Origin of the sequence: Eilatimonas milleporae, assembly GCF_003688555.1 — a bacterium.
In the GTDB taxonomy this organism is placed as follows: Bacteria; Pseudomonadota; Alphaproteobacteria; order Sphingomonadales; family Kordiimonadaceae; genus Eilatimonas; species Eilatimonas milleporae.
This window is the reverse complement of sequence record NZ_REFR01000001.1, coordinates 1-21684: the sequence shown is the minus strand read 5'-3', so window position 1 is coordinate 21684 and position 21684 is coordinate 1. Positions and strand designations below refer to the sequence as shown.

Below are 21684 nucleotides of genomic sequence, written 5' to 3'. Positions count from 1 at the left end.
TCATGCCCCTTAAGGTTTGTTCCATCCGTCCGGCGGGTCCGTGGCGGGTCCGTCACCGGCTGTTTCCATTATCAGCCGTTTATACCCCCGGAAATACCCGCCAACTGTTCACAGACAATCAGCTGTTGGCAATCAGCTGTTGGCAATCAGCTGTTCGCCCGCAAAAACGCCACCTTGACCCCCATGTCGGGCAGGATACGGTCATCCCGCACGCCGATGGCGATCCGCACCCGCACCGTCGCCTTGTCACGGTTGGCCGTCGGGATGATGGCAATCACTTCCGCCGGTACGTCCCAACTGGGATAGGCATCCAGGTTGGCCAGAACCGTCTGCCCTTCGAACACCCGGCCGATGAAGGCCTCGTTCACGTCCACCTCGATTTCCAGCGAGGTCATGTCGACAATGGTGCAGATCCCCGTCCGGGTAAACCCGCCGCCCGCCGAGACGGGTGAGACGATTTCACCGGGCTGCGCGGCCTTGACCGTGACGACGCCGTCAAAGGGCGCGCGGATGGTATGATCGTCCAGCCGTTCCTTCAGCCGGTCGGCCTCATAGCGGGCGACATCGACGCTGGCCTCGGCATTGGCCAGTTGCGCCTTCAGCGCCGCCAGATCGGCCTGGGCCTGGGTGACGCGCGCCTCGGTGGCGAAATCATTCTTGCGCAATTCGGTCGCGCGAGCCAGGTCCCGCTCCGCCTCGGACAGGTTGGCGACAATGCGGTCCACTTCGGTTCTGGCCTGAACCACGCGGGCATTGGCCAGATTATAGTCGGCGCGGGCAATGGCATCGTCCAGCCGCGCCAGCACCTGACCCTGGGAAACACCCATGCCTTCCTCGATCAGTACGGATTTGATCAGGCCGGTGATTTCCGCCGACACCGTGGCGATACGGCGCGCGGTGATGTAGCCGGACGCGTTGAGAATGCGGTTATCGCCCTGCGGCGCAGCGGCGACGGCGGGCTCGCGGGCCTGCATAACGCGAGGCTCGACCACATCGCCGGCGCTGACATCCTGAAGACGGGCATCCTGAAGACGGGCATCCTGAAGACGGGCATCCTGAAGACGGGCATCCTGAAGGTCGGCACGATCGTCATTTTGCCGAGGGGCCGCCGCATCGGCGGTGACCGTGCGGTCCCCGTGGCCGGTGCGGTCACTCACGACCCACCAGGCCGCGCCGCCACCGACCAGCAACACGGCAACAATACCGGCGATCACCAGCCCGGCCCGGCCGCCACTGGCGCCGGAGGCGCGCTCATTCCGGTCGATCTTCAACTGAGACAGCAATTCTTTCTGATTGCTCATACGATTTTATATCCCCTTGCCCGCATGCCGTACCGCGACAACGGACATTTATTATACTATTATCAGGCGCGGCTTTATCCCAGCGATCCATAACCGGCGATGACCGCCTGTCCTGCACGCTACGCAAGAAACGCCGCACAGGATCAACCCCTTGATCTTATAGACGGCCATTGATGCCCGCCAATGTCTTTTAACATGTTACGGGCGCCCTGCCCCCAGCGGCTGCGATTTCAGCGATTTTTCCGAAAATATGTCGCCATTTTGTTACAGGGATAGCCCGGTGCCACGGGACCGGCCGTGCTTTTTCGCCTAGTCTTTTAACAGGCCTTTTCAACACACTGTTACGGCGATGCCGGACCTGACAGGGCATGACGCGGCGTATGCACTACCAGCCTCCGGAAAGCGTGGATGCTTTGTGTCCCCGCAGAGTTCCCTCTACCGGGCGGCTGAAAACATGATCGCCTACATGAATGAGACGGATGAAACCATCCCGTGGACAGTCGCGGAAATGGCCGCCGGGCGCTACATCAAGGATGACCAAGGACGCGGCATGATCCATCACACGGTGTAAAAGTCCGGCAAAATATAACAATACGTTATATTTTTGAATTGCGGCATATATAACAAACTGTTATGTTTCTCTCCGTAAGCAGGGAAACCCATGGACATCATTCTTGATCGCGCGGTGCGGCGTAAGCTGAAACAGCTAGACCGAAAAACGGCCGCCCGCCTTGTTCAGAAGGTCGAACACCTTGCCGCAAACAGGCCGGATTTGCAGGCCAATATCCGACCGATGGCGGACATGGAAAACACGTACCGGCTGCGCGTGGGTGACTGGCGTATCCTCTACCGGGTCGATGATGATGACGGTCCGCTTGTCGTCCTGAAAATCGGGTCCAGAGGCGATGTGTACAGATAGGAACAGCAAAGCATGAATATTGAAACCCGCAAGGACGACACGGGCACTATCGTCAGCTATATCGTCCCGGCCGACCGGTTCGAGGATATGCAGGACAGGCTGGACGCAGCGGAAGCGTCCCTGCGCGTGCGCGAGGACGGCGGTATCCCCCTGGCCGTGGTCAAGCTGGAACTGGAGGGAAACACACCGCTTGCCGCCTGGCGGAAATACCGGGGTCTGACGCAGGCGGGCCTGGCGGAAAAGGCGGCCGTGCGGCAACCGTATATTTCGGCGATTGAAAGCGGCAAGCAACCGGGCACGGTCGATACTCTGAAGGCCCTGGCGGATGCCCTGGATACCATTGTCGATAACCTGATTGACTGACATCAGCCCCACCCTCCCCGGCGTGCCGGTCAAACCCTGGCCGGCAAATTGATCGCCGGGTTCGATTTCAGGGCGGGACCGGCCATACTTTTTCGCCAAGCCTTTTCAGCGGACTGTCACGGCGATGCCGGGCCTGACAGGGCATGACACAGCGTTATGGAGACCGACCTATCAGGACAGAAACCTCAGGGTGATAATTAATCGCAAAAATCGATTATAAATATCGCTTTTAGCCATTTGAAACTGTCAAGAAAACGGCGTAGCGTGTGCCCTGCGGAGATGCGCCGCGAGTCCAGAGTATACAGACCGGGGGTGCGTGTGTGCCGTGTACTGCCCCTTGTGTTTCTGTTCGTTTCAAGTTGTTTCCTGTTTTGAGTGCGTGCTCGCGGAACACCGTCAGCCGGTGTCCTGCCTTCATGGCGGGACACCCTTGTCTGTTGCAACGGGAGATACCCATGACTGACCTCAAAGGCACTCAAACCGAGCAAAATCTCAAAGACGCGTTCGCGGGCGAAAGCCAGGCCAACCGCCGTTATCTGTATTTCGCCCAGAAGGCCGATATCGAGGGCTACAACGATGTGGCCGCCGTGTTCCGTTCCACGGCGGAAGGGGAAACCGGCCATGCGCACGGCCATCTGGAATATCTGGAAGAGGCGGGCGACCCGGCCACGGGCCTGCCCTTCGGCGAGACGGAGGAAAATCTGAAATCCGCCATCGCCGGCGAAACCCACGAATATACCGATATGTATCCCGGCATGGCGAAAACGGCACGCGAAGAGGGGTTTGACGAAATCGCCGACTGGTTCGAGACCCTGGCCAAGGCGGAAAAATCCCACGCAGGACGGTTTACCCGCGCCCTTGACGAAATGTGACGCCGCCGGTCCGCGTCGTGCCCAGACGGACGCGGTGTGAACACGGTGTGAACAACGATGTGAACAACGATGTGAACTCTGGGGGGCGGCCGAGCCCGTCGGAACAGTCTTTTCCCCGGACGGGTGCGCCCGTCCGGCACGGTAGTCGTGACCCTGTCGCCAGACATATCATCCAGCAAAAAGGGGACATTCCATGCGAGAAGGCAGCCTTGACGCACCGATGCGTCATCCCATCGACTGGCAGGAGGACGATTTTTACGACGAGGCCAAGCTGGACGAGGAATTGCGGCGGGTTTTCGATATCTGCCACGGCTGCCGGCGCTGCTTTAATCTGTGCGACAGTTTCCCGCGCCTGTTCGACCTGATCGACGGGTCCGACACCGGCGAACTGGACAGCGTGGACAGCAAGGATTTCAAGCCGGTCGTCAATGCCTGCACGCTGTGCGACATGTGTTTCATGACGAAATGCCCCTATGTGCCGCCGCACGAGTTCAATCTGGACTTCCCGCATCTGATGCTGCGCTACCGCGCCGTGGAAAACAAAAAGGGCGATGTGGCCACCATGGCCAAACAGGTGCGCAAGACCGACCGCAACGGCAAGCTGGGCTGCGGATTTTCCGGGCTGGCCAACTGGGCGACGCGGGAAGACAACCGCCTGACCCGCACGGTGATGGAAACGGTGGCGGGCATAGACCGCCGCGCCGCCCTGCCGAAATACGCCGCGACGCCGTTTACCAAACAGGCGGCGAAGTCCATGCCCGCCGTCAACGCGGACGCCCCGGCCCACGGGCGCAAGGCGGTGCTGTACGCCACCTGTTTCGCCAATTACAACAACACCGATATCGCCGACGCCATGCTGGCCCTGCTGGCGCACAACGGCGTGGAGACGGAGGTCGTCTATCCCGAATGCTGCGGCATGCCCCAGCTTGAGGCCGGCGACATCGCCAAGGTGGCGGACAAGGCGAAAAGCGTGGCCCGGACCCTTGCCCCTTATGTGGCGGAGGGCTACAGCGTCGTCGCGCTGGTGCCGTCCTGCGCCCTGATGCTGAAACAGGAATGGCCGCTGATCCTGCCCGGCGACACGGCGGTGAAAACGCTGAGCGAGGCCAGCTACGACGCCGCCGAATATATCATGGACATTGCCGGGAAAGAGGGCCTGGCCGACGGGCTCGCCCCCATCGGCGGCGAGGTCACGGTGCATATTTCCTGCCACAGCCGGGCGCAGAATATGGGTCAGAAGGCGACGCAGCTGCTGCGTCTGATCCCCGAGACGAAGGTGAGGCCGGTGGAGCGGTGTTCCGGTCACGGCGGCGCGTGGGGCGTGGAGACAGACAATTTCGAAACCGCGCTAAAGGTCGGCAAACCGGTGGTCAAGCAGGTGACGAAACATGTGGCCAAGGCGGACGGCCCGGCCTATGTGGTGTCGGAATGCCCGCTGGCGCGCGAGCATATCGTGCAGGGCATGACCATCGCCGAGGCCGACACCACGAATATTCATACCGGCATGGATAGTGGCATTCAGGCCTTTCAGCATCCGATCCAGCTTCTGGCCCATGCCTACGGGCTGGACGCGCCAACAGACCGGGAGACCAGTTCATGACGGCAGCCGTCACCAAAAAACGCAGTATCGAGCGCAGCGATATTCTGGACGCGGCCACCTATGCCGCAGCGCGCAAGGCGCGCCGCGCCGAAATCATCGCCATGAAAAAGAACCGCCGCGTCCATGTCGGCCCGCACCTGACGCTGTATTTCGAATGTTATGAGACAATGCTGTATCAGGTGCAGGAAATGCTGCATGCGGAAGGCGGCGGCGAAGAACAGCTGCAGGACGAATTGCTGGCCTACAATCCGCTGATCCCGCAGGGCAATGAACTGTCCGCGACCCTGATGATCGAGGTGAACGAACCGGTGCAGCGCGCGCGCCTTCTGGACAGCCTTGGCAGGATCGAGGAGCACGTCTCGCTGCGCTTTGGCGGGGAGACGGTACAGGCAACCTGGGAAAACGATGTGGACCGCACCACGCCGGACGGCAAGACATCCAGCGTCCATTTCCTGCATTTCCATATGACGGCGGAACAGGCTGCCGCCTTTGCCGCACCCGGCACCGAGGTGATCGTCACCGTCACCCACCCGAACTATACCCATATGGCCGGTTTGCGCGAAGACATGCGGGCGGAACTGACGCGCGACCTTTAAGGCCGGTCTGGAAGCGGTGGCCGGCTCCCCGATGAGTCCGGGATTATAAGTTAGCCCTGTTCCGGTTTTGGTCTTTCATTGACCGGTTGGCATATTCGTATGGCATCAGGCCAGCCAAGCCGGAGTGAGACCGGTTATGATTATAGTCGCTGCGCCATGCCGCGACCCTGTGGCAGGCATGGCGTAGCGCGGCGCACAGGTGCTCATTGAGGCAGTCTTCGCGCATACGCCCGTTGAAGCTCCCGACCAGACCGTTCTGCATCGGCTTTCCAGGTGCGATGTATAATGCCAGCCGACCTTTCGATCCTGCTGCCATTTGAGCATGGCATTGCCGGTCAGCCCTGTGCCGTTAGTCGGAGATGATCAGTTTCGGATAGCAGCGCATCTCGGCGACCCGGTCCAATTCAGGCACAACGCATTCTCCTGGCAGGGGGGGGGGGGTGTTCGGCCACCGAGGTCAGGCATTCCCGGCTGAAGTCATCGATTACACTGAGCACAAGGAACCGGCGGCCGTCTTCCAGACAGTCGGACATAAAGTCTGGAGACCATCTCTGGTCCGGTCGGTTCGGGGGCGCCATAGGCCGCCGTCTGCCGATGGCGCATTTGCGACCACCACGCTTGCCCACCGTCAAGTCTTCCTCGCGACACAGAGGATAAAGCTTCTGTCGGTTCACATACCGGCCCTCCCGCTTGAGCAGGATATGCAAGCGTCGATCCCCGAACCGTCGGCGCTCTGACGCCGGCTCTTTCAAGCACACACGCAACATACCGTCTTCGATGGAGTGTCCGCTTTTGACCGGAAACAGGCGTTCAATACGTTCGACAACGTACCAGGCCCCGCCACCAAATCCCGCCACCAATTAAAGGGCGGACTCCAAAACACGGCCCGGCCTTTCGACTTTGATCCGTGGGCCTGGTGAATGGAACTGTGTTCAAGCCTTCTGAACCGTTGGTGAGTTGCGAGTATTCCTGGGATATCTGTCATGCTGCTTATTTTAGTTGCAAATGATTATCAAATGCTGGATAGCCAAACAGGTATTGTGCAACGTTGTAGCCGCCAAGCGTTCAACACGCTGAGAATGTCATGTCTGTAGACAATCAAATGGGTGCCGTCAGCGCCGGAGAGATCCCTTTTGGAGAGTCCGGGAGTGACACGGGATCGGGCGCCCCCCCCCTCGCAGACAGCAAAAGTCGACAAACACGAAATCGAAAAGCTTTATAAAAGACATATCGGCCCTCTTGCGCGATTACTGCGGAAGATGTTTGGTGACGGTCCACCAGAACCGGAGGATATCGCCCACCTGGCCTTCCAAAAACTTCTTGAACGCCAAGAAACCACGCCGATCAGGAACCTGGAAGCCTTTTTGTGGCGAACGGCGCGCAACCTTTTTCTAAACGAGCACCGGGCCCGAGAAGTTCGCTCGCGCTACGATTATGAGCTGGAACAACTTTATTTTGCAGAACGGGGTTCCACCCTGGAGCCTGAAAGGGTCGTAAGTGCAAGGGTGCAAATAAAAGCGATTCAGAAGATAGTCGCGCAGATGACCGCGCCTCGGCGACAGGCCTTTATTTTGCATCATGTCGACGGACTAAAAGCCGCTGAGGTTGCTCGAGAAATGGGGATAAGCAGAACCGCGACGGTCAATCATCTGGCGCGGGCATTTGCACAAATTGACGCGGCGTTGCGACCGGACGCCAAGGACTGACGCTATGGACGAATATCCGAAATCACAGCTTGATGCCATTGCCTTCGCTTCGCACGCATGGCGTTTGAGGCTGAAAGACGGCGACATGGATGAAGCTGAGAAAAGTGCTTTTGAAGCATGGCTCAAGAGCGATATTCGGCATGAAGAGGCTTTCGACCGCGCAGTCACCATTGCTTCTGCGCTTGAAACGCTGAGCCCGGAGACATTCGCACTGCCAGAGACTTTTGTTTCTCCGGCGACAACGACACCTTCCGCTGCCCATTTTGCCTTTACAAAGCGCTTCTTCTCCCTGGTCGAGGGCATGCTGCCGCCTGTGTCAAGCCGCCCTGTTCAGGCTGCCGCGGCGGCATGCCTGGTGGTTTTATTTATGGTGTTCGGGGCTTTCTCATTCATTGGTGAGAGCGATGGAACGCGCGTGAGAGCATCATTTGAAGGGACGTTTCAGACAAGTCGTGCGGAAGTTCGCACCATAGCCCTCGTTGATGGAACGGACGCCACTCTTGGTCCGGCATCGCATCTGCTGGTCACATACACAGATGAGCGCCGGGAGTTGCAGCTGGTGAGTGGAACAGCATTATTTGACGTAGCGCATGATGCGGACCGGCCCTTTGCGGTCGAAGCAGGGAGGCTGACCGCCACGGCGCTCGGTACCGTATTTGACGTCCGACACAGTGCTCAGGTCGTCCGTGTCGCCGTGGCCGAGGGGGCTGTCAATGTTCAGTTTCCTCTTGCTTTTGGGTCAGGCCGCACAGAAATGATGACCAGAGATACCCTGGCCGCCGGCCAGCAGATCGTTGCTCGCGACGGCAGGCTTAGTGATATCTGGACGATCGATACGGAGTCGGTCGGTGCCTGGCGCAGCGCCCGGCTTGAATACATTGAGGCCAGTCTGGCAGAACTTGTCGCAGATGCGCAAAGATACTCCGACGTCGCCATAAAAGTAGTCGACCCGGAGGGTCGGCTCGCCGATGTCTCGGTCTCAGCCTCTTTTGATGGGGCCAATATCGAAGCAATGCTCTCAATGCTGCCTGATGTCGCGCCGGTCGTGGTGGATCAATCCGACCCTGGACGCGTGATCCTTCGCTACAGCGAATAATTCAGTCGATATAAAAGAAATAATTTCTGTCAGGGTGTCATTTCAGCCGGCCCGCGTGTCTCTCCTAATATATGCAATTAACAGCTATTTGCAGAAAATTTTGGGGGATGTATGACTGTTTTTTCCGCGACAGGAAGCACGAAGGCCGCATTCATGGGGATGGCATCGCTTTTGGCGGTGACTGTCCCGACCATGTACACTCCGGCATTCGCCAGCCAGGAACAGGCGACTGCTCAGGCCCTCGACATACCAGCAGGCCCATTGGACAAAACTCTTTTCGCTATCGCACGCCGATATGAAATCGACCTTCTCGCGCCTCGCGACCTTGTCAAAGGCAAGCAAGCCCATAAAGTTGAAAGAGCGCTCACCTTCGCGGACGCTGTCGCCCAGGCTCTTGAAGGGTCGGGGCTGGACGTTTCTCGGCGGCCCGGCGGCCAGTACCTCGTCGTGCGCCGCGAAAATGTTTCAGGCAAGCCCGCAAACGAGAATGATGCTCCCCCCCCTGACAGTGACAGTGACGGTGATTTCGCGGAGGAAATCATTGTGTTGGGGATTATCTCAGAGACCGAAGGCGCTATTAGAATTGGTGGCGAGGAAATACAGAGAAATTTAGCGACCACGATTGATGAGCTGTTTCGAAACACAGCCGCGGTCGAGGCAATTCAGGGGCCAGGCAGACAATTTTTCGATTTCAATCTACGAGGCACCGAAGGCGCGAACAGTGTTGTCATTTCCATTGATGGCGCGGAGAAGAACCTTGTTACGACCAAGCACGGAACGACGTTTAATCCCGTCTTCATCGTACCGGAGTTTTTAAAGCAAGTAACACTGATCCGTGGTCCGGTCTCGAATACATTCGGCACAGGATCAATCGGCGGCCGCGTCCAGTTCGAGACAATAGATCCGAACGATTTTGTCGATGGCGGCAACGATTTTGGCGGTATGTTTGCAGCAGGCGCTGAGTCAAATGGTAACGGCTATTACGGCTCGTTCGCCGGTGCAGCCTCGGTGAACGACACCATATCCATTCTTGGCGGCGTGTCATACCGTGAATACGACAGCTATGAAGACGGCGGTGGCGAAGAAGTTCTGAATAGTGGCAATGAGACACTGGCAGTGCTGGGGAAAGTCCAGTGGCAACCCAGCACCAATGTCGATGTCGAGGCAACCTACCAGCGGGCAGAGTTCAACTATATCGGCTCAAACATTTTTGCCCAAAGCAACATCCGCCAAGATGCTGATTTTGAAAATGATGTGGTGGACAATTCACTCTCGCTCGCCGTCGACTATAAAGTGGAGAGTATTAAGGGCCTGATCTTTCATGCCGATACCTTCTACACGGATACCAAGCATGTGGAAACGTTGCTTGAGAACAGGAGAGGCGCTGGTGGCGACCCGGGCGAATTTGATGCACGGGATATCAAGAGCATCGGCGGTAAAGCCTATGCCGGATATCGCTTCAATGCCGCAGGCATGTCCCATGACCTGTATGTGGGCGCAAGCGGTGTAAAGGACGATTTAGAGTTTGTAGGCGACTCCAGTGACGTGAGCGGTACGCGTGCGTCCTATGGTTTCTTCGTTCAGGATCGCGTTAAGATAGGTGATTACATTACGTTAATCCCCGGCCTGCGGTATGAATTATTCGATCTGAAGCGCGATAACGGGCCCGGTTCAGAAGGCGACTTTTTCTTACCCAAAATCACAGCCGCGGTGTCGCCCCTTGGTAGGGATTCCGGGCTTGAACTGGTCGGCAGCTTTTCGAAAGGTCTCACCGCACCCAGGCTCAGCAACCTGACGGTTGACCTTACGACCGAGCGCACGCGCCGCGGCTCCACAACCGTGAATGTCATTCTTGCCAGTGACAACATCCAGGCGGAGTTATCCAACAGTTATGAACTGGCACTGCGATACAGGGGCGCGTTATTCGGCGGCGACTTCCTGCGGGCGTCAGTGGGCGTTTTCCGAAACGATTTCTCCAATCGCATTGAAAACGTGATTCTTGACAGTCGCACGGAAGGCAATGTGACGACGATTACCCAACAGTTGCAAAACATTGGCGAGGCCAGGATCGAGGGTATTGAAGTTGATTTTCGATACGACGCGGGAACCTATTTCGCAGGCGGGCAGTTCTCAGCCTCAGACGGTGAAAGAAAAGATACGGACGTCCCCCTCAATTCTGTGAGGCCCGTCAGAGGATCACTGTTTCTCGGTGTTCGCCTACTGGATCAGAAACTTGAACTTGGCACTGAAATGGAGAGTTTCGGCAGCCAGACGGAATTTGGGGAAAATCAGAATGTCGTTGGTGACAGCTCGGAAGGGGCAACAATTTTCAACCTCTTCGGAGCCTATCGCTTCTCATCCCGGACCGCTTTGACCACCCGCATAAACAATGTCACTGACAGGCTTTATCGCCGTTTCGATCAGATCGACAACTCCATAGGCCTGAACGCACGGCTCGCTCTGAATATAGTTTTCTGACACTCTTTCCCTGCCCTGTCACGGTGAGCGACCGTGGCGGGCCCGGAGGCGAACATGCGTCGATTCCTGAGACAGTGCCATCGTTGGATCGGTTTACCCGTCAGCATATTGTTTTTGATCACCTTAACGTCCGGGCTGATCGTCGGAGGCGAGGAGCTTGTGTCTGCATATAACAAAATGGAGCAGGCTTATGGCCCGACAACGGTCGCGGAAAATGCCCTGGCCATCGAAAAAATCACGGCTGAGGTGCGGGGCTTGCGATCAATCGTCATGCCCACACCCGACACACCATTTTATCAGGCGCGCGCGCAAGGTGTAATCCGGACATACAGGATCGGGGATCATAAGCTTATTCATGAACAGATATCTTCCCGGAGCGGTTTCTTTCAAACGGTTCTAAGGCTACACCGCAATTTTCTGATCGGCCGGGACGGGGCCTTCGGCCTGAGTGGCGCTGAACTCTCGGCGTGGGTTTCGTTGACAGCGATAACCCTCAGCCTGATGGGTCTGTATCTTTGGTGGCGAATGCGCCGCTCTTTCCGACTCAGGAAACTGTTGCCGAGCGGATCCAGGCGCGGGGACTTTTTCCAGTCACATATCCATGGCGGCATACTTGTTATGATACCAATCCTCATACTTGGCATCACAGGTGCGTCTATCACGTACCGACCAATCGCCCGTTCCGTATTGGAGGCGGAACAAGTTTCGGCCTCCGGTTTGAAGGACCATCCGTTTTATATAGTCGACAACTGGGCGAACTGGCTTTCAAAAGCAAATGCGGCCATGCCGGAAGGGGAACTCAGGTCAATTCATTTCCCGCGTGGCCGAAGCAACGGCAGTATGCCGGTTTTCGGTACCGTAGAGCCCCGAAGGGCGATCCAATTCCGCTATGTGACATCACGGGATTGGCTCGGCGTGGCCGGAAGCAGGGTTTATATCGATCCTGGACAATCCGGATTTTTGGGTGCCGCACCTTTCGACTCCCTGCCATTGGGTCAGCAGCTATATATGATGATTGTGCCGGTGCACACGGGCCGCAACGTATCCTCCGGCTACCTTGCTATTATGCTTCTCTTTGCGGCTCTCGCGACGGTTGTTACCGTATCGGGCATTGTCAGCATGACCAAACACCTGAGGCAGCAGAGTCAGGCAAAGCGATGATGACCGCCAAATCAAACCAGCCCACTGTCGACAAGGCTCCGCAACGGCATGCGGCTCAATACTCCTCAAGGAACATCAATTGTATGCTCAAATCTTCCTTCCTTGATCGTCAAAAGGTCTTTATTGCCCTCGTAGCAGGCATCCCATGGACCTTAACATTGCCTACAATGGCGGCAGACGCTTTTGCTGCCAGCGCGGCGACGGTTTCAGGCACGGATAACGGTCGACAAGACGCCAGCCCCCATAGGCAATCTCGCCGGCAAGAACAAGGGCCCGGTCGACGCGGCGGTGGGCGGGGCCCGGCAGGAGGCTCGGCGATTGTCTATGATGTTGATCCATCTGTCGGTTTCAGCATATCGCGCGCGGAAGAGTCACTTGCCCGTATGTCGGTTGCGTTGGACCTGAGTGAAGCGCAGCAACAACAGATCCGGGAGATCATGCAAGAATCGTCCACGGGGGTTCGGCAAATCGTACGCAGAGTTTCAACGAAGCGAAGGGTTCTCATGACGCTTGACAGCTCCGACGATGATTTCGAGGCTACCATGGATAGACTATCGCACGAGATAGCAACCGGCATTCAGGAGCTTTTGATCAGGAGCGTCAACCTGCGCGTGGACATCGGCCCCGTGCTATCCAAAGAGCAGCGGCAAAAGTTGATGGCGTTGCCAAGTACGATGCACCAGCGGCAGGGTACGAGACGCAGGCGCGGTCATGATGGGCAGGGTCATGATGGGCAGGGTCATGATGGGCAGGGTCAGGGGGGCGGCCACGAGCATAATGGCGACCGCACCCGAGGCAACATTGAGCGCTAAAGGTCCGTGAGGCAAGCATGGTGTCTTGAAAGCGCGCATTACCGGAACATTTTCCTGAAACGCAGCATAACCAGGCGCCCGACCGGGTCGATGTTATCGGCCTGGTATCTGTCCGGTGTCGCGCCTGTTCGATCAGTGACAGAAAGTTTGTCATCGAACATATTGCGCGCCTCAAGGCTCAGCCGGGCACCCCTTAGAAAAGGCAAAGATCTTACAAAAGCAAACCGCCGATTCATGTCGAGAAAAATCCGCAAATCTGCGGTTGCAAGGCTGGAAAACTGAAGATTATCCAGGTTGCCGTTTCCAGTCACGTTGGTTCCACTTCTCCAATTGAACGAGAGCCTTGTACCGAAACCCTGGTGCGAAAAACCGATGCGGGCATCGATCAGATGCCGCGGCGTGCCGCCAAAAGCGCCGGCAGCCGAGCCATTAAGGAAATCGAGGACAGGCACGCCGGGTGCAATCAGGGCCGTATCCGAGAGCTGGACCGAGTGATACAGGCTGAATTGGATGCGGCCTCCTGCCGCGCCCCGACGCCGGCGTCCGCCGCCCATACGCGTCTGACCGTTTGCTTTGTCCTGCGTGGCTTCGCTTTCCGCAGCAGCGCGTCTTTGTGCGAGCAACCCTGCCGGTGGTGGGGCCGCTGCAAGCGGCACGGAGTAGTCGAGGCCCCAACGCACCCGTTCATTGACCGTACGAGCCAGAGTAATCGCGCGCTGATCAACCGCGATCAGGGTGCCGTTCGGGTCCACGGTGAAGCGTTCACTGAATGCATCCCTGATTTCAGCGGTCGCCGTTGGTAGCGCAGCAACGGCATCGGTTGTCTGGCGATATCGATATTCAATGGTCAGACCCAAGTCGGCATGTGGGAGTGGGTCGATATTCAGGGCCGCCCTAAAATTTTCACGTGATTCAGCAACCAAGTCAGAATTACCGCCATCTTTTGTGGTTACAAACACAGTCTGACCGGTCATGAAATCGAATGTCCGCACAGCAGGCGTAATGATTTCAGGAGCGCCAAGCTGGAAAACTGTCGGTGCACGCTCATCGCGCCGATAGGACAACAACAAACGTACACTCCGGGCCGGACGCCAGTTGAGTCCTGAACCCCATCCCCTGATTGTCCCAAAATCACTCAAGTCCGAGACTTCCGCATTGAGGCTTAGCGACAGACCGCCCACGACACCGCCGCTGGCGAGCATGGGAAAATCAATACTGGAGCGAGCGCTCATCTCGTCGCGGGAGAGCGCGATCCGCCGGCTATCCGTTAGGGTTTCAAAGTCACTCGATTGTTGCTGACTGCTGTAGCCCGCCCTTATCGAAGCTGAAACCGCCCCTGCCGGCAATCGAAACAGGTTTGTTTGGACCAGCCCGTCAGCCTCTATCGTATCCGTGATGGCCTCAGAGAACTCCCGGTTGATTTCCGCCGCATTCTCTATCGCGCCGAACGGGTTGAAACTTCCGTCACCGGCATTAACAAATGATTGCGCGCGCGAGACATCCACACCGCGTTCGGTCTGGGATGTACTCTCCTCACGCCTGTAGCGGGCGGTGAGCGACCACCGCAGTGCACCGTCAGCACCATTGATAACAGAGGCCGCTTCCGTTGTTAGGTCGCGCCGGTCTCGATCAAGCGGATCTGTCCCCAGGCTGCGCGACAAGCTGGTATCGCCGGCGAATGGCGAGAAAGGGTTTGCCGCCGGCAACGTTAGTGTAAAGGCCGGCAGGCCGAGCCGGCTTTCCTGCCAACTGGCATCAATACCAGCTGAAATGCTGAGGGATGTTTTGTCGCCAAGCGGGCGAAAGAGAGAGGCATCCACCGAGACAGTTTCCTGCCGGGGTGCCAGTGTTCTAAAGACGGCCGGGTCCAAAAAATCAGGCTGCCCGGCAGTCGCTACAAAATCGTCCAGTGTCGGGGCGCTGTTGGAGGCGCCGGCCGGCACCGCGGCGACGAAGATCGGTTGGCCAACGAGCGCGGAAAGTGCACTGTCAATCTCCGTATCCGGTGAGACTGCGGATATATTGCCGCTGGTACTGAACAATTGTGCACTGTCATCATTGACGATGTCCCTTTCACTCTCAAAAAGCTCGTTTTCAAGGGATGCTTCAACCGCAAGACTCCAGCGCATTTTTGATCTGATCACCAGCAGACTGGCATTAAAGCCGGCAGTCTCCGCGCCGCCCTCGGTGGTGGTACTGCCGGTCAGTTCGGCTGTTACGCTGCGGAAGCGAGGCCGAAGCACAATATTAATGATTTTACTGCCCGCCGCATAACCATACCGGAGGGCAACTTCCTCAGGCAAAACTTCCACCCTGGCGATGGCCTCGGTTGGATAGGATCTGATCTCCCGAAACCCCGAGACACGCAGACCATTGACAAGCACAATCGGCGGACCGCTTGTGCTATCCAGTTGCGGTGCCAGCGCTTCAATCAACTCGTCAATTGAATGGGCGCCAAACGTTCTCATTTCGGCCTGGCCGATGCTGAAATCCGGTTCAATCGAGCCAATTGTCTGTCCTGTCAGCGGCCTTGCGGTGACGGCTATTGTTTCCACATCGGTCAGGCCAGAGTCTTTTGATGATCCATGTGGCTCACTGGAACCAGTGTCTTGTGCAATAACAGAGGTAACAACCGATAGTGCCGGAAGCATCGATAGTATAATTCTTCCAGCTCTTCTTTTTCGATGTCCATGTCCCCGACTCAGGCAATACCCAGCCATACACTTCCCTCAACCGGCTTCCACTCTGGCGCAGTGGACGCCAGAACAAATAATCTTTTTATTATAATGGTTTGCCTCAATGAAACGGCCCAAGCACCAAACCTGATCATCGATCGGTGCAGACCGATGAAACCCTGTGTATCAACCTGACCGGCTTATCACCGCGGTCAATTCATATACGCAGAACCGGCCACTGCCCTTCGCTTATACCAACGTATGAATTGTAAGATTTTTGTGCCGTATCGGGCCGTATAGCCTTTGCCATAAAGCCCGTGCATTTTCACGTAGTCCCCCGGAAGCATGACCATAATGCCGGCTAACGGCACAGTCAGTATTTCAGGGTGACGACCCGGACGGCGAGAATGCCGGCACAGGTCAGTGTGCCGGCCACCGGTACCCAGCGCGGCGTATCGAAGCCGCCACGCCCCCGCCAGTCCGCACCGCCCTGAAGGCGCCACAGGCTGGCATTGACCAGCACGAAAACGAACAGGATGATAAAGGACGTCAGTTCCGCCAGGGTGCCGAGCGGCAGCCATAGGGCGAAGGCGAGCACGCACCCCGCCACCAGCAGGGTCGCGGGGATGGGGGTCCGCGTGCGGGGATGGACGCGGGCGAGCCAGCGCGGCGCCAGCCCGCCGGACGCCATACCGTACAGCAGCCGGCTGGCCATGATGATCTGCACCAGGGCGCCATTGACCACCGCCACCATGCCGATGACGCTGATGGGCAGGGCCGACCGGCCGGTTTCCGTCATCAGGGCCGCCAGCGGCGCGTCGCTGGCGGCAAGCGCCTCGGGCGGGAGGGTGCGCTGCGATACCATGGCGACGACCATGTACAGCACGCATGCCATGATCACGGCGGCCAGGATACCGCGCGGCATGGTGCGTTCGGGCTGCTTGACCTCCTCGGCGATGTTGACCATGTCCTCAAAACCGATGAAGGCGTAAAAGGCGATAAAGGCACCGAGCAGAATACCGGTCGCGGGGATATCCACGGCTGTTTCCAGACCGATCGGTCGGCCAATGCCGTGCAGCCCCGCCCAGACCACATAGATCAAGCCGGCGACCTCCAGCACGGTGACGGTGACGATGACGCCGGCCGCCTGCCGGATGCCCCAGGCGGCGAGCCCGGTGACGGCCAGTACCAGCAGAACCATGACCGGTATGGCAGGCGCGGACAAAAACACATTCAGATAACCGACAAAGCCGCGCGTGATGGTGGCGGCCGACACCACGCCGGTCAGACAGACCAGCAGCCCGGCGGCCCGCGCCAGATCGGCACTGCCGAACCCGGCATGGACGAAAAGCGCGACGCCGGCGATGCGGGGAAACCGGCTGGACAGGGCGGCATAGGACAGGCCGGTCAACCCCGCCAGCAACCCCGCCACCGCGAAGGCCAGCACCAGCCCCTCGCCCGCATAGGCGGCGACCTCGCCGACCAGCACATAAATACCGGCGCCGACAATGGTCCCCAGACCGTAGAGGGACAGTCCCCACACCCCCAGAACCCGGCGCAGGCGCGGTGTCTGCGATGCCAGGGGCCCGCCGCCCGACGTATCGACATATCCGTCAGCCATGGAAGCAGCAAAGCCGCGCCGACGGCAGGGTGCATTGCCATTTGTCAAGAAATGCGGGGTGTGGTGCGGGTCAGGACGCCAAGCTCAAGCAGAACGCCAAGCCCAAAAGAGGAGACGGGCGTGTCGTTTCAACTTGAATATGTTATGTAATAACATAATAATATCGGCATGGATTTTGACAACACCCCTCCGTTCGATCTGGCCGATTATCGGCATATGCAAAAAGCCATTCCCGGTGTGGACGGCTTTTACACCCTTGTCCGGGCCATTGCCGAAACGGCTATCGCGCGCAAAGGGCGTATCCTGATCGTCGGCGCCGGCGGCGGTCGGGAGCTGGAGGTGCTGGGCCCCAGCGACAAGACGTTTGCCTTCACGGCGGTGGATCCGTCGACCGGCATGCTGGACACGGCCAAAGCCTGTGCCGCCGTCGCCGGCGCGGCAGAGCGCACCGAATTCATCGCGGGACTGGTGGACGATGTGCCGGCGGACGCGCCGTTTGACGCCGCAACCTCGCTGCTGGTGATGCATTTCCTGCCCGATGACGGGACCAAACTGGCCTATCTGTCGGCGATCCGCGACCGGATGAAACCGGGTGCCGTCCTGATCCACGCCGATGTCTGCCTGGACGGTACCGGCATGTTCAGGCGGACCGTGCCCTCTTTTCTGCGGCACGCGGTGCTGGCCGGACTGTCGGAGGAACAGGCGGCGCTGGGCCCCGATATCATCAGCGGCATGCCGACCATCGGCGAAAGGCGGACGCGGCAATTGTTCCGCGAGGCCGGTTTTACCGGCACCACTCTTTTTTACACCGGCCTGTGGTATCGGGGATGGACGTGCCGGGCCGCGTGAGCCTGACAGGGCGGCCATAAGAAACCCCATTGACTGACCAGTCAGTCAGTTAGTGCCCCAACCAAGGACCAGCTCCTTACAAGAATAAGCCTGCGGCAACGCTGGTGGATATCCGGACCGCGTGTGCATCAAATGGCGGCCATGAGAAAATGCGAGTGACTGACCAGTCAATCAGGCCCCGCTGAAATGAGGTTCCTGTCTTGTTCAGGCGTCACTCCGGCACTGCGGGCCACCGCAAACCGTACGGTGACAGCCAATAATGCTGCACCGCAATAATTTTCTTGTTTCCTGTCACAGTTTTGCCATACTTCGCCGCAATCAGTGGAAGCGGCGATAAAAATGTTATTGGAGATAACATTTTTTGATCCGTCGCCCGGCCCTGCTCCGTATGGGTGGGCACAACCATTAATTCTATCCTGTCTTCAGTCTTTCCGGAGTGCAGCGGCACGGATGCAGAAGCGTTCAAAAAGGCGCCACCAGCCTGCCGGGCCGTATCGAGATCAAACACGGGGCTGCCCAAAATCAGTCGAGGAGATACCTTTATGCGTCATGCCACTCTTTCGCTGTGCCTGATCGGTGCGGCGTTGCTTGCCCCCCTGCCCGCCGCCGCGCAAAGCGCGGGACAGGCGCCCGGTACACAGGCGGGGGCACAGGCCGGTGCCAGTCCGGCACAGCGGCAACGAATGCCCACGGGCTGGCAGGTGCAGGCCGGGGCCGGCGTCATCGTCAATCCCGAGTTCCAGGGCGCGGACAGCTATCAGGTTCTGCCCATTCCCTTTGTCGATGTCAGCTACCGCGACGCCAAGGGTACCAAGCTGTTTTTCAACGTGCCGCAGGGGCTGGGGGGATATTTCGTCCGCCACCGGGACCAGGACAGCGGTTTTCAGTTCAATCTGGGTGCCGGCGTCGCCCCCGGTTTCATCAATCGCGGGGAAAACGACATTCCGGGTCTGGACTCGCTGAACATCGCCATCGAGGGCCGTTTGTACGCCGAGGCGAACTGGCGCAATTTTTCCCTGACCCTGACCAGTGCGCAGGCCCTCGGCACGGGGCATGAAGGCTTCTGGTCGGAACTGGGCGCCAGCTACCAGACACGCGTCGGCATGCGCGGATTTTTCAGAGTGGGCCCGACACTACGCTTCGTCGACAATGTCTATGCCGACAGTTTCTACAGCATCAGCCTGCGTGAGAGCGAGGCCTCCGGGCTGGACAGCTTCGAGGCCGGGTCCGGCATCGAGAGCGTCGGCCTGCAAAGCGTTCTGTCGGTCCCGATCAAGGGGCGCTGGCGCTGGACCGCCGTTGCGGGCGCCAACCAGCTTCTGGGCGATTTCGCCGACAGCCCCGTGGTGCAGGACGAGACCCAGCTGTTTTTCCTGAGCGCCGTGACTTACAGCTTCTAAAGGGCACTTGGCAGCTTCTAAAGGGCATTTGCCAGCTTCTGACAGGCAACCGGTTGTTTTGTAAGAAGACGTTGCGGAAGAGGTTCCGATAAACAGGCGGGCCCGCGCCGAACCACGGGCCCGCCTGGTTGTTTTACCCGGTCCTCAGAAGGAAAACTTGGTCGAGAACTGCACCCGGTTCAGGCTGCCGGACAGGCCGTTTTCCAGCGTGCGTTCGGAAATGGTGTATTCCACCCCCACATCCAGTCTGGAGGCCAGTGAATAGATCAGGTTGGCGTGGACGCTCCAGGATTCGTCCGTCACGCCCATGGTCGTCAGGCGCACGGGATTGTCCGCCTTGAAATAGCCGAATGTCAGGTTGGAGCGCCATTTCTCCTCCCACATATGGCGATAGGAGGCGAACCCGGAATAGCTGGTGATCGGGTCCAGCGTGCCGTCGTCGCGCAGGCCCGCGCTGTTGACCAGGTTCAGGCCGACATAGCGGCCGAGCCCCTCGCCCACCGTGCCCATGAAGCGGAAATCGCTGCCCTTGCGCCCCACTTTCAACTTGCCGGACAGGGTCAGTCCGTAGGCCAGGGCGGAATCCTCGGCCGCGCCCATGACCATGTTTTCCTCGATATTCAGATTGCGCAGGATGCCGGCCAGACGCACATGCCCCCAGTCGCCCCGACTGGTGTACCGGACCACCGCATCCGGGACCGGGTCGCTGCCGGACAGGATGCGTCCGCCGTCGCGGGTGGTCACCGTGGTCTCGGCCTGTTCCAGCGCGAGTTCCCACGGACCCTTGGTATAGCGGATCATCGGCTGACGCTCGAAAACCGTGCCTTCGGTCGGTCCGATAAAGTCCAGATTGTCGGGCAGGGCCGATACATCCTGGAATGTGGACCATGCCTGCCCCAGCAGCCAGTCGTCAAAGCGGATATAGGCTTGGCGCATTCTCGGCACGAAACTGTTGGAAATCCGTTCATCCCCGCCGCCGGTCACCTGGAAGTCCAGTTCGATCCGGGTGGAGACCTTATGGTCGCCGATGGGGGTGTCGGTGTCGATCAGCAAGCGGGTTTCGCGCGGGTTGAAGTCGTTGACCCAGTCGCTGTCGATATCCTCGGCCGCGACCGGCACCAACCCCGGAATATAGAAATCCCGCCCGATATTGCTGGACCCCAGCACACCGTCGGAAAAATTGCTGAAGATGGTGTCCAGCTTGACATAACCGTGGATCTGGACGTTGGTGTCGCCCATCTGGAAACCGCCGGCCTCTTCCGGGCGTTCCTGGATGAAGGGGGTGGAGTTGGCGACCTGAATGACCCTTTCCTCGGTTTCCTCGACCTTCTGTTCGGTCTGGACGAGACGGCTGGCCTGTTCGACGATCTGGATTTCCTGCACCGACAATTTGGCGTCCTGATCTTCCAGCCGCGCGAGAATTTTGGCGAGCGTCGCCTCCAGCGCGGCGACACGATCGGCGAGATCGGGCGTGTCTTCCTGTGCCGCGAGCGGCATGGCAAGCCCGGCATGCACGAGCCCCGTGGTGATCAAAAGCGCGGCCGCCCGGCGGCGCACAGCCCCTGCCCGACGGGCAGGAACACTGGCGGCCGCGCGCCGGTGCGGCGGTTTATCGGCGGTTGCGGTGATAATGGACATGACGCTTGCCTCCCTTAAATGCCTTCTTGATGAGCGTGGCGGCGGTGTGCTCAAGGCCCTCTCCCCGATCCACCGCGGTCTGCCGCCGCTGCGGTTCGGCCCCTTTCGCGCCCGGCCGGCCCCTGCCCCCCAACGGCCGGAACCGGTGACCGGGCCTGCAAAGGGCATGGGCCTGTGACACCGTCATCATCAATTACACAAAGCAAGAGGGTCCATTAGACCTGTGTCTTACGACCATGGTCGAATGGTGCAGAATGCACAGTTCAGCGACACTTGAGGGCGAACATGACCCGATTTTACAGCCTATCCGAGGGAGGCCCCCATGCCTGACACCGTTCATCCCATCACCGACGGAACGCCTGAAAAGGCCGGCAACACGGCACCGGACGCCGTCTATCCCATCAAGCCCGACCAGCACACCTACTGCGACGAAGCATTATATGAGGCGTTGTACCGCCGGTCTGTCGAGGACCCTGAGGGGTTCTGGGCGGAGCAGGCGGGCCGCCTGGAGTGGATGCGGTTTCCGCAGACGATCAAGTCGACGGACTTTGGCGGGGATGTGGACATCCGCTGGTTCGAGGACGGCGTGCTGAACGC

Annotated in this window: 20 protein-coding genes and 1 pseudogene; 15 read left to right on the top strand and 6 right to left on the bottom strand. The window is 58.8% G+C overall.

Annotation, left to right across the window (positions count from 1 at the left end; translation table 11 throughout):
* Positions 1-146: 146 nt before the first annotated feature.
* A complete protein-coding gene (locus tag BXY39_RS00095) occupies positions 147-1301 on the bottom strand; it encodes an efflux RND transporter periplasmic adaptor subunit (RefSeq protein ID WP_121936814.1) in 1155 nt (384 codons plus the stop codon).
* Positions 1302-1716: 415 nt separating this feature from the next.
* Between BXY39_RS00095 and BXY39_RS19230 the strand changes: the two genes are divergently transcribed.
* From BXY39_RS19230 to BXY39_RS00070, 6 genes are all read left to right on the top strand, one after another.
* Positions 1717-1872, top strand: a complete 156-nt coding sequence (locus BXY39_RS19230) for a hypothetical protein (protein ID WP_170163510.1) — start codon at positions 1717-1719, stop codon at positions 1870-1872.
* 90 nt (positions 1873-1962) lie between these two features.
* Positions 1963-2220: a type II toxin-antitoxin system RelE family toxin gene (locus BXY39_RS00090; RefSeq protein ID WP_121936813.1), complete on the top strand. Its 258-nt coding sequence runs from the start codon at positions 1963-1965 to the stop codon at positions 2218-2220.
* A gap of 12 nt (positions 2221-2232) precedes the next feature.
* Complete coding sequence (locus BXY39_RS00085) at positions 2233-2583, top strand: helix-turn-helix domain-containing protein (RefSeq protein WP_121936812.1); 351 nt, start codon at positions 2233-2235, stop codon at positions 2581-2583.
* Between the two features lie 455 nt (positions 2584-3038).
* Positions 3039-3455, top strand: a complete 417-nt coding sequence (locus tag BXY39_RS00080; protein ID WP_121936811.1) for a rubrerythrin family protein — start codon at positions 3039-3041, stop codon at positions 3453-3455.
* Between the two features lie 193 nt (positions 3456-3648).
* Positions 3649-5055, top strand: a complete 1407-nt coding sequence (locus BXY39_RS00075) for a (Fe-S)-binding protein (RefSeq protein WP_121936810.1) — start codon at positions 3649-3651, stop codon at positions 5053-5055.
* On the top strand, positions 5052-5651 hold the full coding sequence (locus BXY39_RS00070) for a DUF3501 family protein (RefSeq protein ID WP_121936809.1): 600 nt from the start codon (positions 5052-5054) through the stop codon (positions 5649-5651). Before BXY39_RS00075 ends, BXY39_RS00070 begins: the two co-directional genes overlap by 4 nt.
* A 43-nt stretch (positions 5652-5694) precedes the next feature.
* Here the strand turns inward: BXY39_RS00070 and BXY39_RS00065 are convergent.
* A pseudogene (locus BXY39_RS00065) lies at positions 5695-6424 on the bottom strand (integrase core domain-containing protein); the annotation flags it as partial.
* Between the two features lie 375 nt (positions 6425-6799).
* Here BXY39_RS00065 and BXY39_RS00060 point away from each other — a divergent pair.
* The 5 genes from BXY39_RS00060 to BXY39_RS19080 all read left to right on the top strand — a co-directional run bounded on the left by BXY39_RS00060 (position 6800) and on the right by BXY39_RS19080 (position 12904).
* A complete protein-coding gene (locus tag BXY39_RS00060; protein ID WP_170163509.1) occupies positions 6800-7357 on the top strand; it encodes an RNA polymerase sigma factor in 558 nt (185 codons plus the stop codon).
* 4 nt (positions 7358-7361) lie between these two features.
* Positions 7362-8453, top strand: coding sequence for a FecR domain-containing protein (locus BXY39_RS00055; RefSeq protein WP_121936807.1), 1092 nt, complete (start codon positions 7362-7364; stop codon positions 8451-8453).
* Between the two features lie 111 nt (positions 8454-8564).
* Positions 8565-10931 (top strand): TonB-dependent receptor, encoded by a 2367-nt coding sequence (locus BXY39_RS00050; protein WP_121936806.1) that lies wholly within the window; start codon positions 8565-8567, stop codon positions 10929-10931.
* Between the two features lie 54 nt (positions 10932-10985).
* A complete protein-coding gene (locus tag BXY39_RS00045; protein ID WP_147453403.1) occupies positions 10986-12092 on the top strand; it encodes a PepSY-associated TM helix domain-containing protein in 1107 nt (368 codons plus the stop codon).
* A complete protein-coding gene (locus BXY39_RS19080; protein ID WP_147453402.1) occupies positions 12089-12904 on the top strand; it encodes a Spy/CpxP family protein refolding chaperone in 816 nt (271 codons plus the stop codon). The genes BXY39_RS00045 and BXY39_RS19080 overlap by 4 nt, the downstream gene beginning before the upstream one ends.
* A 38-nt stretch (positions 12905-12942) precedes the next feature.
* Here the strand turns inward: BXY39_RS19080 and BXY39_RS00035 are convergent, their stop codons facing one another.
* Positions 12943-15555, bottom strand: a complete 2613-nt coding sequence (locus BXY39_RS00035; RefSeq protein WP_170163508.1) for a TonB-dependent receptor — start codon at positions 15553-15555, stop codon at positions 12943-12945.
* 397 nt (positions 15556-15952) lie between these two features.
* Positions 15953-17200: an APC family permease gene (locus BXY39_RS00030; RefSeq protein ID WP_121936802.1), complete on the bottom strand. Its 1248-nt coding sequence runs from the start codon at positions 17198-17200 to the stop codon at positions 15953-15955.
* A gap of 168 nt (positions 17201-17368) precedes the next feature.
* Here BXY39_RS00030 and BXY39_RS00025 point away from each other — a divergent pair, with 168 nt between their 5' ends.
* A complete protein-coding gene (locus BXY39_RS00025) occupies positions 17369-18049 on the top strand; it encodes a class I SAM-dependent methyltransferase (protein ID WP_121936801.1) in 681 nt (226 codons plus the stop codon).
* A gap of 211 nt (positions 18050-18260) precedes the next feature.
* On the opposite strand, the gene BXY39_RS19075 is transcribed toward BXY39_RS00025, so the two are convergent.
* Entirely contained in the window at positions 18261-18557 is a 297-nt protein-coding gene (locus BXY39_RS19075) for a hypothetical protein (protein ID WP_147453401.1), read from the bottom strand.
* Positions 18558-18591: 34 nt separating this feature from the next.
* Between BXY39_RS19075 and BXY39_RS00020 the strand changes: the two genes are divergently transcribed.
* Positions 18592-19449, top strand: a complete 858-nt coding sequence (locus BXY39_RS00020; protein ID WP_121936800.1) for a MipA/OmpV family protein — start codon at positions 18592-18594, stop codon at positions 19447-19449.
* A 144-nt stretch (positions 19450-19593) separates the two neighbouring features.
* On the opposite strand, the gene BXY39_RS00015 is transcribed toward BXY39_RS00020, so the two are convergent.
* Positions 19594-21087 carry a DcaP family trimeric outer membrane transporter gene (locus BXY39_RS00015; RefSeq protein ID WP_121936799.1) on the bottom strand — a complete coding sequence of 498 codons (1494 nt, stop codon included), beginning with the start codon at positions 21085-21087 and terminating at the stop codon, positions 19594-19596.
* Here BXY39_RS00015 and BXY39_RS00010 point away from each other — a divergent pair.
* Positions 21086-21265 (top strand): hypothetical protein, encoded by a 180-nt coding sequence (locus BXY39_RS00010; RefSeq protein ID WP_121936798.1) that lies wholly within the window; start codon positions 21086-21088, stop codon positions 21263-21265. The genes BXY39_RS00015 and BXY39_RS00010 overlap by 2 nt on opposite strands.
* A 144-nt stretch (positions 21266-21409) precedes the next feature.
* On the top strand, positions 21410-21684 hold a 275-nt coding region (locus BXY39_RS00005), incomplete at its 3' end, for an acetyl-coenzyme A synthetase N-terminal domain-containing protein (RefSeq protein ID WP_211332014.1).

Excerpts from the sequence above, each read along its gene's own strand:
- BXY39_RS00095 (WP_121936814.1), bottom strand. The coding sequence starts at position 1,301 with ATGAGCAATCAGAAAGAATTGCTGTCTCAGTTGAAGATCGACCGGAAT.
- BXY39_RS00035 (WP_170163508.1), bottom strand. The coding sequence starts at position 15,555 with ATGCTTCCGGCACTATCGGTTGTTACCTCTGTTATTGCACAAGACACT.
- BXY39_RS00045 (WP_147453403.1), top strand. The coding sequence starts at position 10,986 with ATGCGTCGATTCCTGAGACAGTGCCATCGTTGGATCGGTTTACCCGTC.
- BXY39_RS00070 (WP_121936809.1), top strand. The coding sequence starts at position 5,052 with ATGACGGCAGCCGTCACCAAAAAACGCAGTATCGAGCGCAGCGATATT.
- BXY39_RS00055 (WP_121936807.1), top strand. The coding sequence starts at position 7,362 with ATGGACGAATATCCGAAATCACAGCTTGATGCCATTGCCTTCGCTTCG.
- BXY39_RS19080 (WP_147453402.1), top strand. The coding sequence starts at position 12,089 with ATGATGACCGCCAAATCAAACCAGCCCACTGTCGACAAGGCTCCGCAA.
- BXY39_RS00020 (WP_121936800.1), top strand. The coding sequence starts at position 18,592 with ATGCGTCATGCCACTCTTTCGCTGTGCCTGATCGGTGCGGCGTTGCTT.
- BXY39_RS00075 (WP_121936810.1), top strand. The coding sequence starts at position 3,649 with ATGCGAGAAGGCAGCCTTGACGCACCGATGCGTCATCCCATCGACTGG.
- BXY39_RS00030 (WP_121936802.1), bottom strand. The coding sequence starts at position 17,200 with ATGGCTGACGGATATGTCGATACGTCGGGCGGCGGGCCCCTGGCATCG.
- BXY39_RS00010 (WP_121936798.1), top strand. The coding sequence starts at position 21,086 with ATGACGCTTGCCTCCCTTAAATGCCTTCTTGATGAGCGTGGCGGCGGT.
- BXY39_RS00050 (WP_121936806.1), top strand. The coding sequence starts at position 8,565 with ATGACTGTTTTTTCCGCGACAGGAAGCACGAAGGCCGCATTCATGGGG.
- BXY39_RS00080 (WP_121936811.1), top strand. The coding sequence starts at position 3,039 with ATGACTGACCTCAAAGGCACTCAAACCGAGCAAAATCTCAAAGACGCG.
- BXY39_RS00025 (WP_121936801.1), top strand. The coding sequence starts at position 17,369 with ATGGATTTTGACAACACCCCTCCGTTCGATCTGGCCGATTATCGGCAT.
- BXY39_RS00085 (WP_121936812.1), top strand. The coding sequence starts at position 2,233 with ATGAATATTGAAACCCGCAAGGACGACACGGGCACTATCGTCAGCTAT.
- BXY39_RS00015 (WP_121936799.1), bottom strand. The coding sequence starts at position 21,087 with ATGTCCATTATCACCGCAACCGCCGATAAACCGCCGCACCGGCGCGCG.
- BXY39_RS00090 (WP_121936813.1), top strand. The coding sequence starts at position 1,963 with ATGGACATCATTCTTGATCGCGCGGTGCGGCGTAAGCTGAAACAGCTA.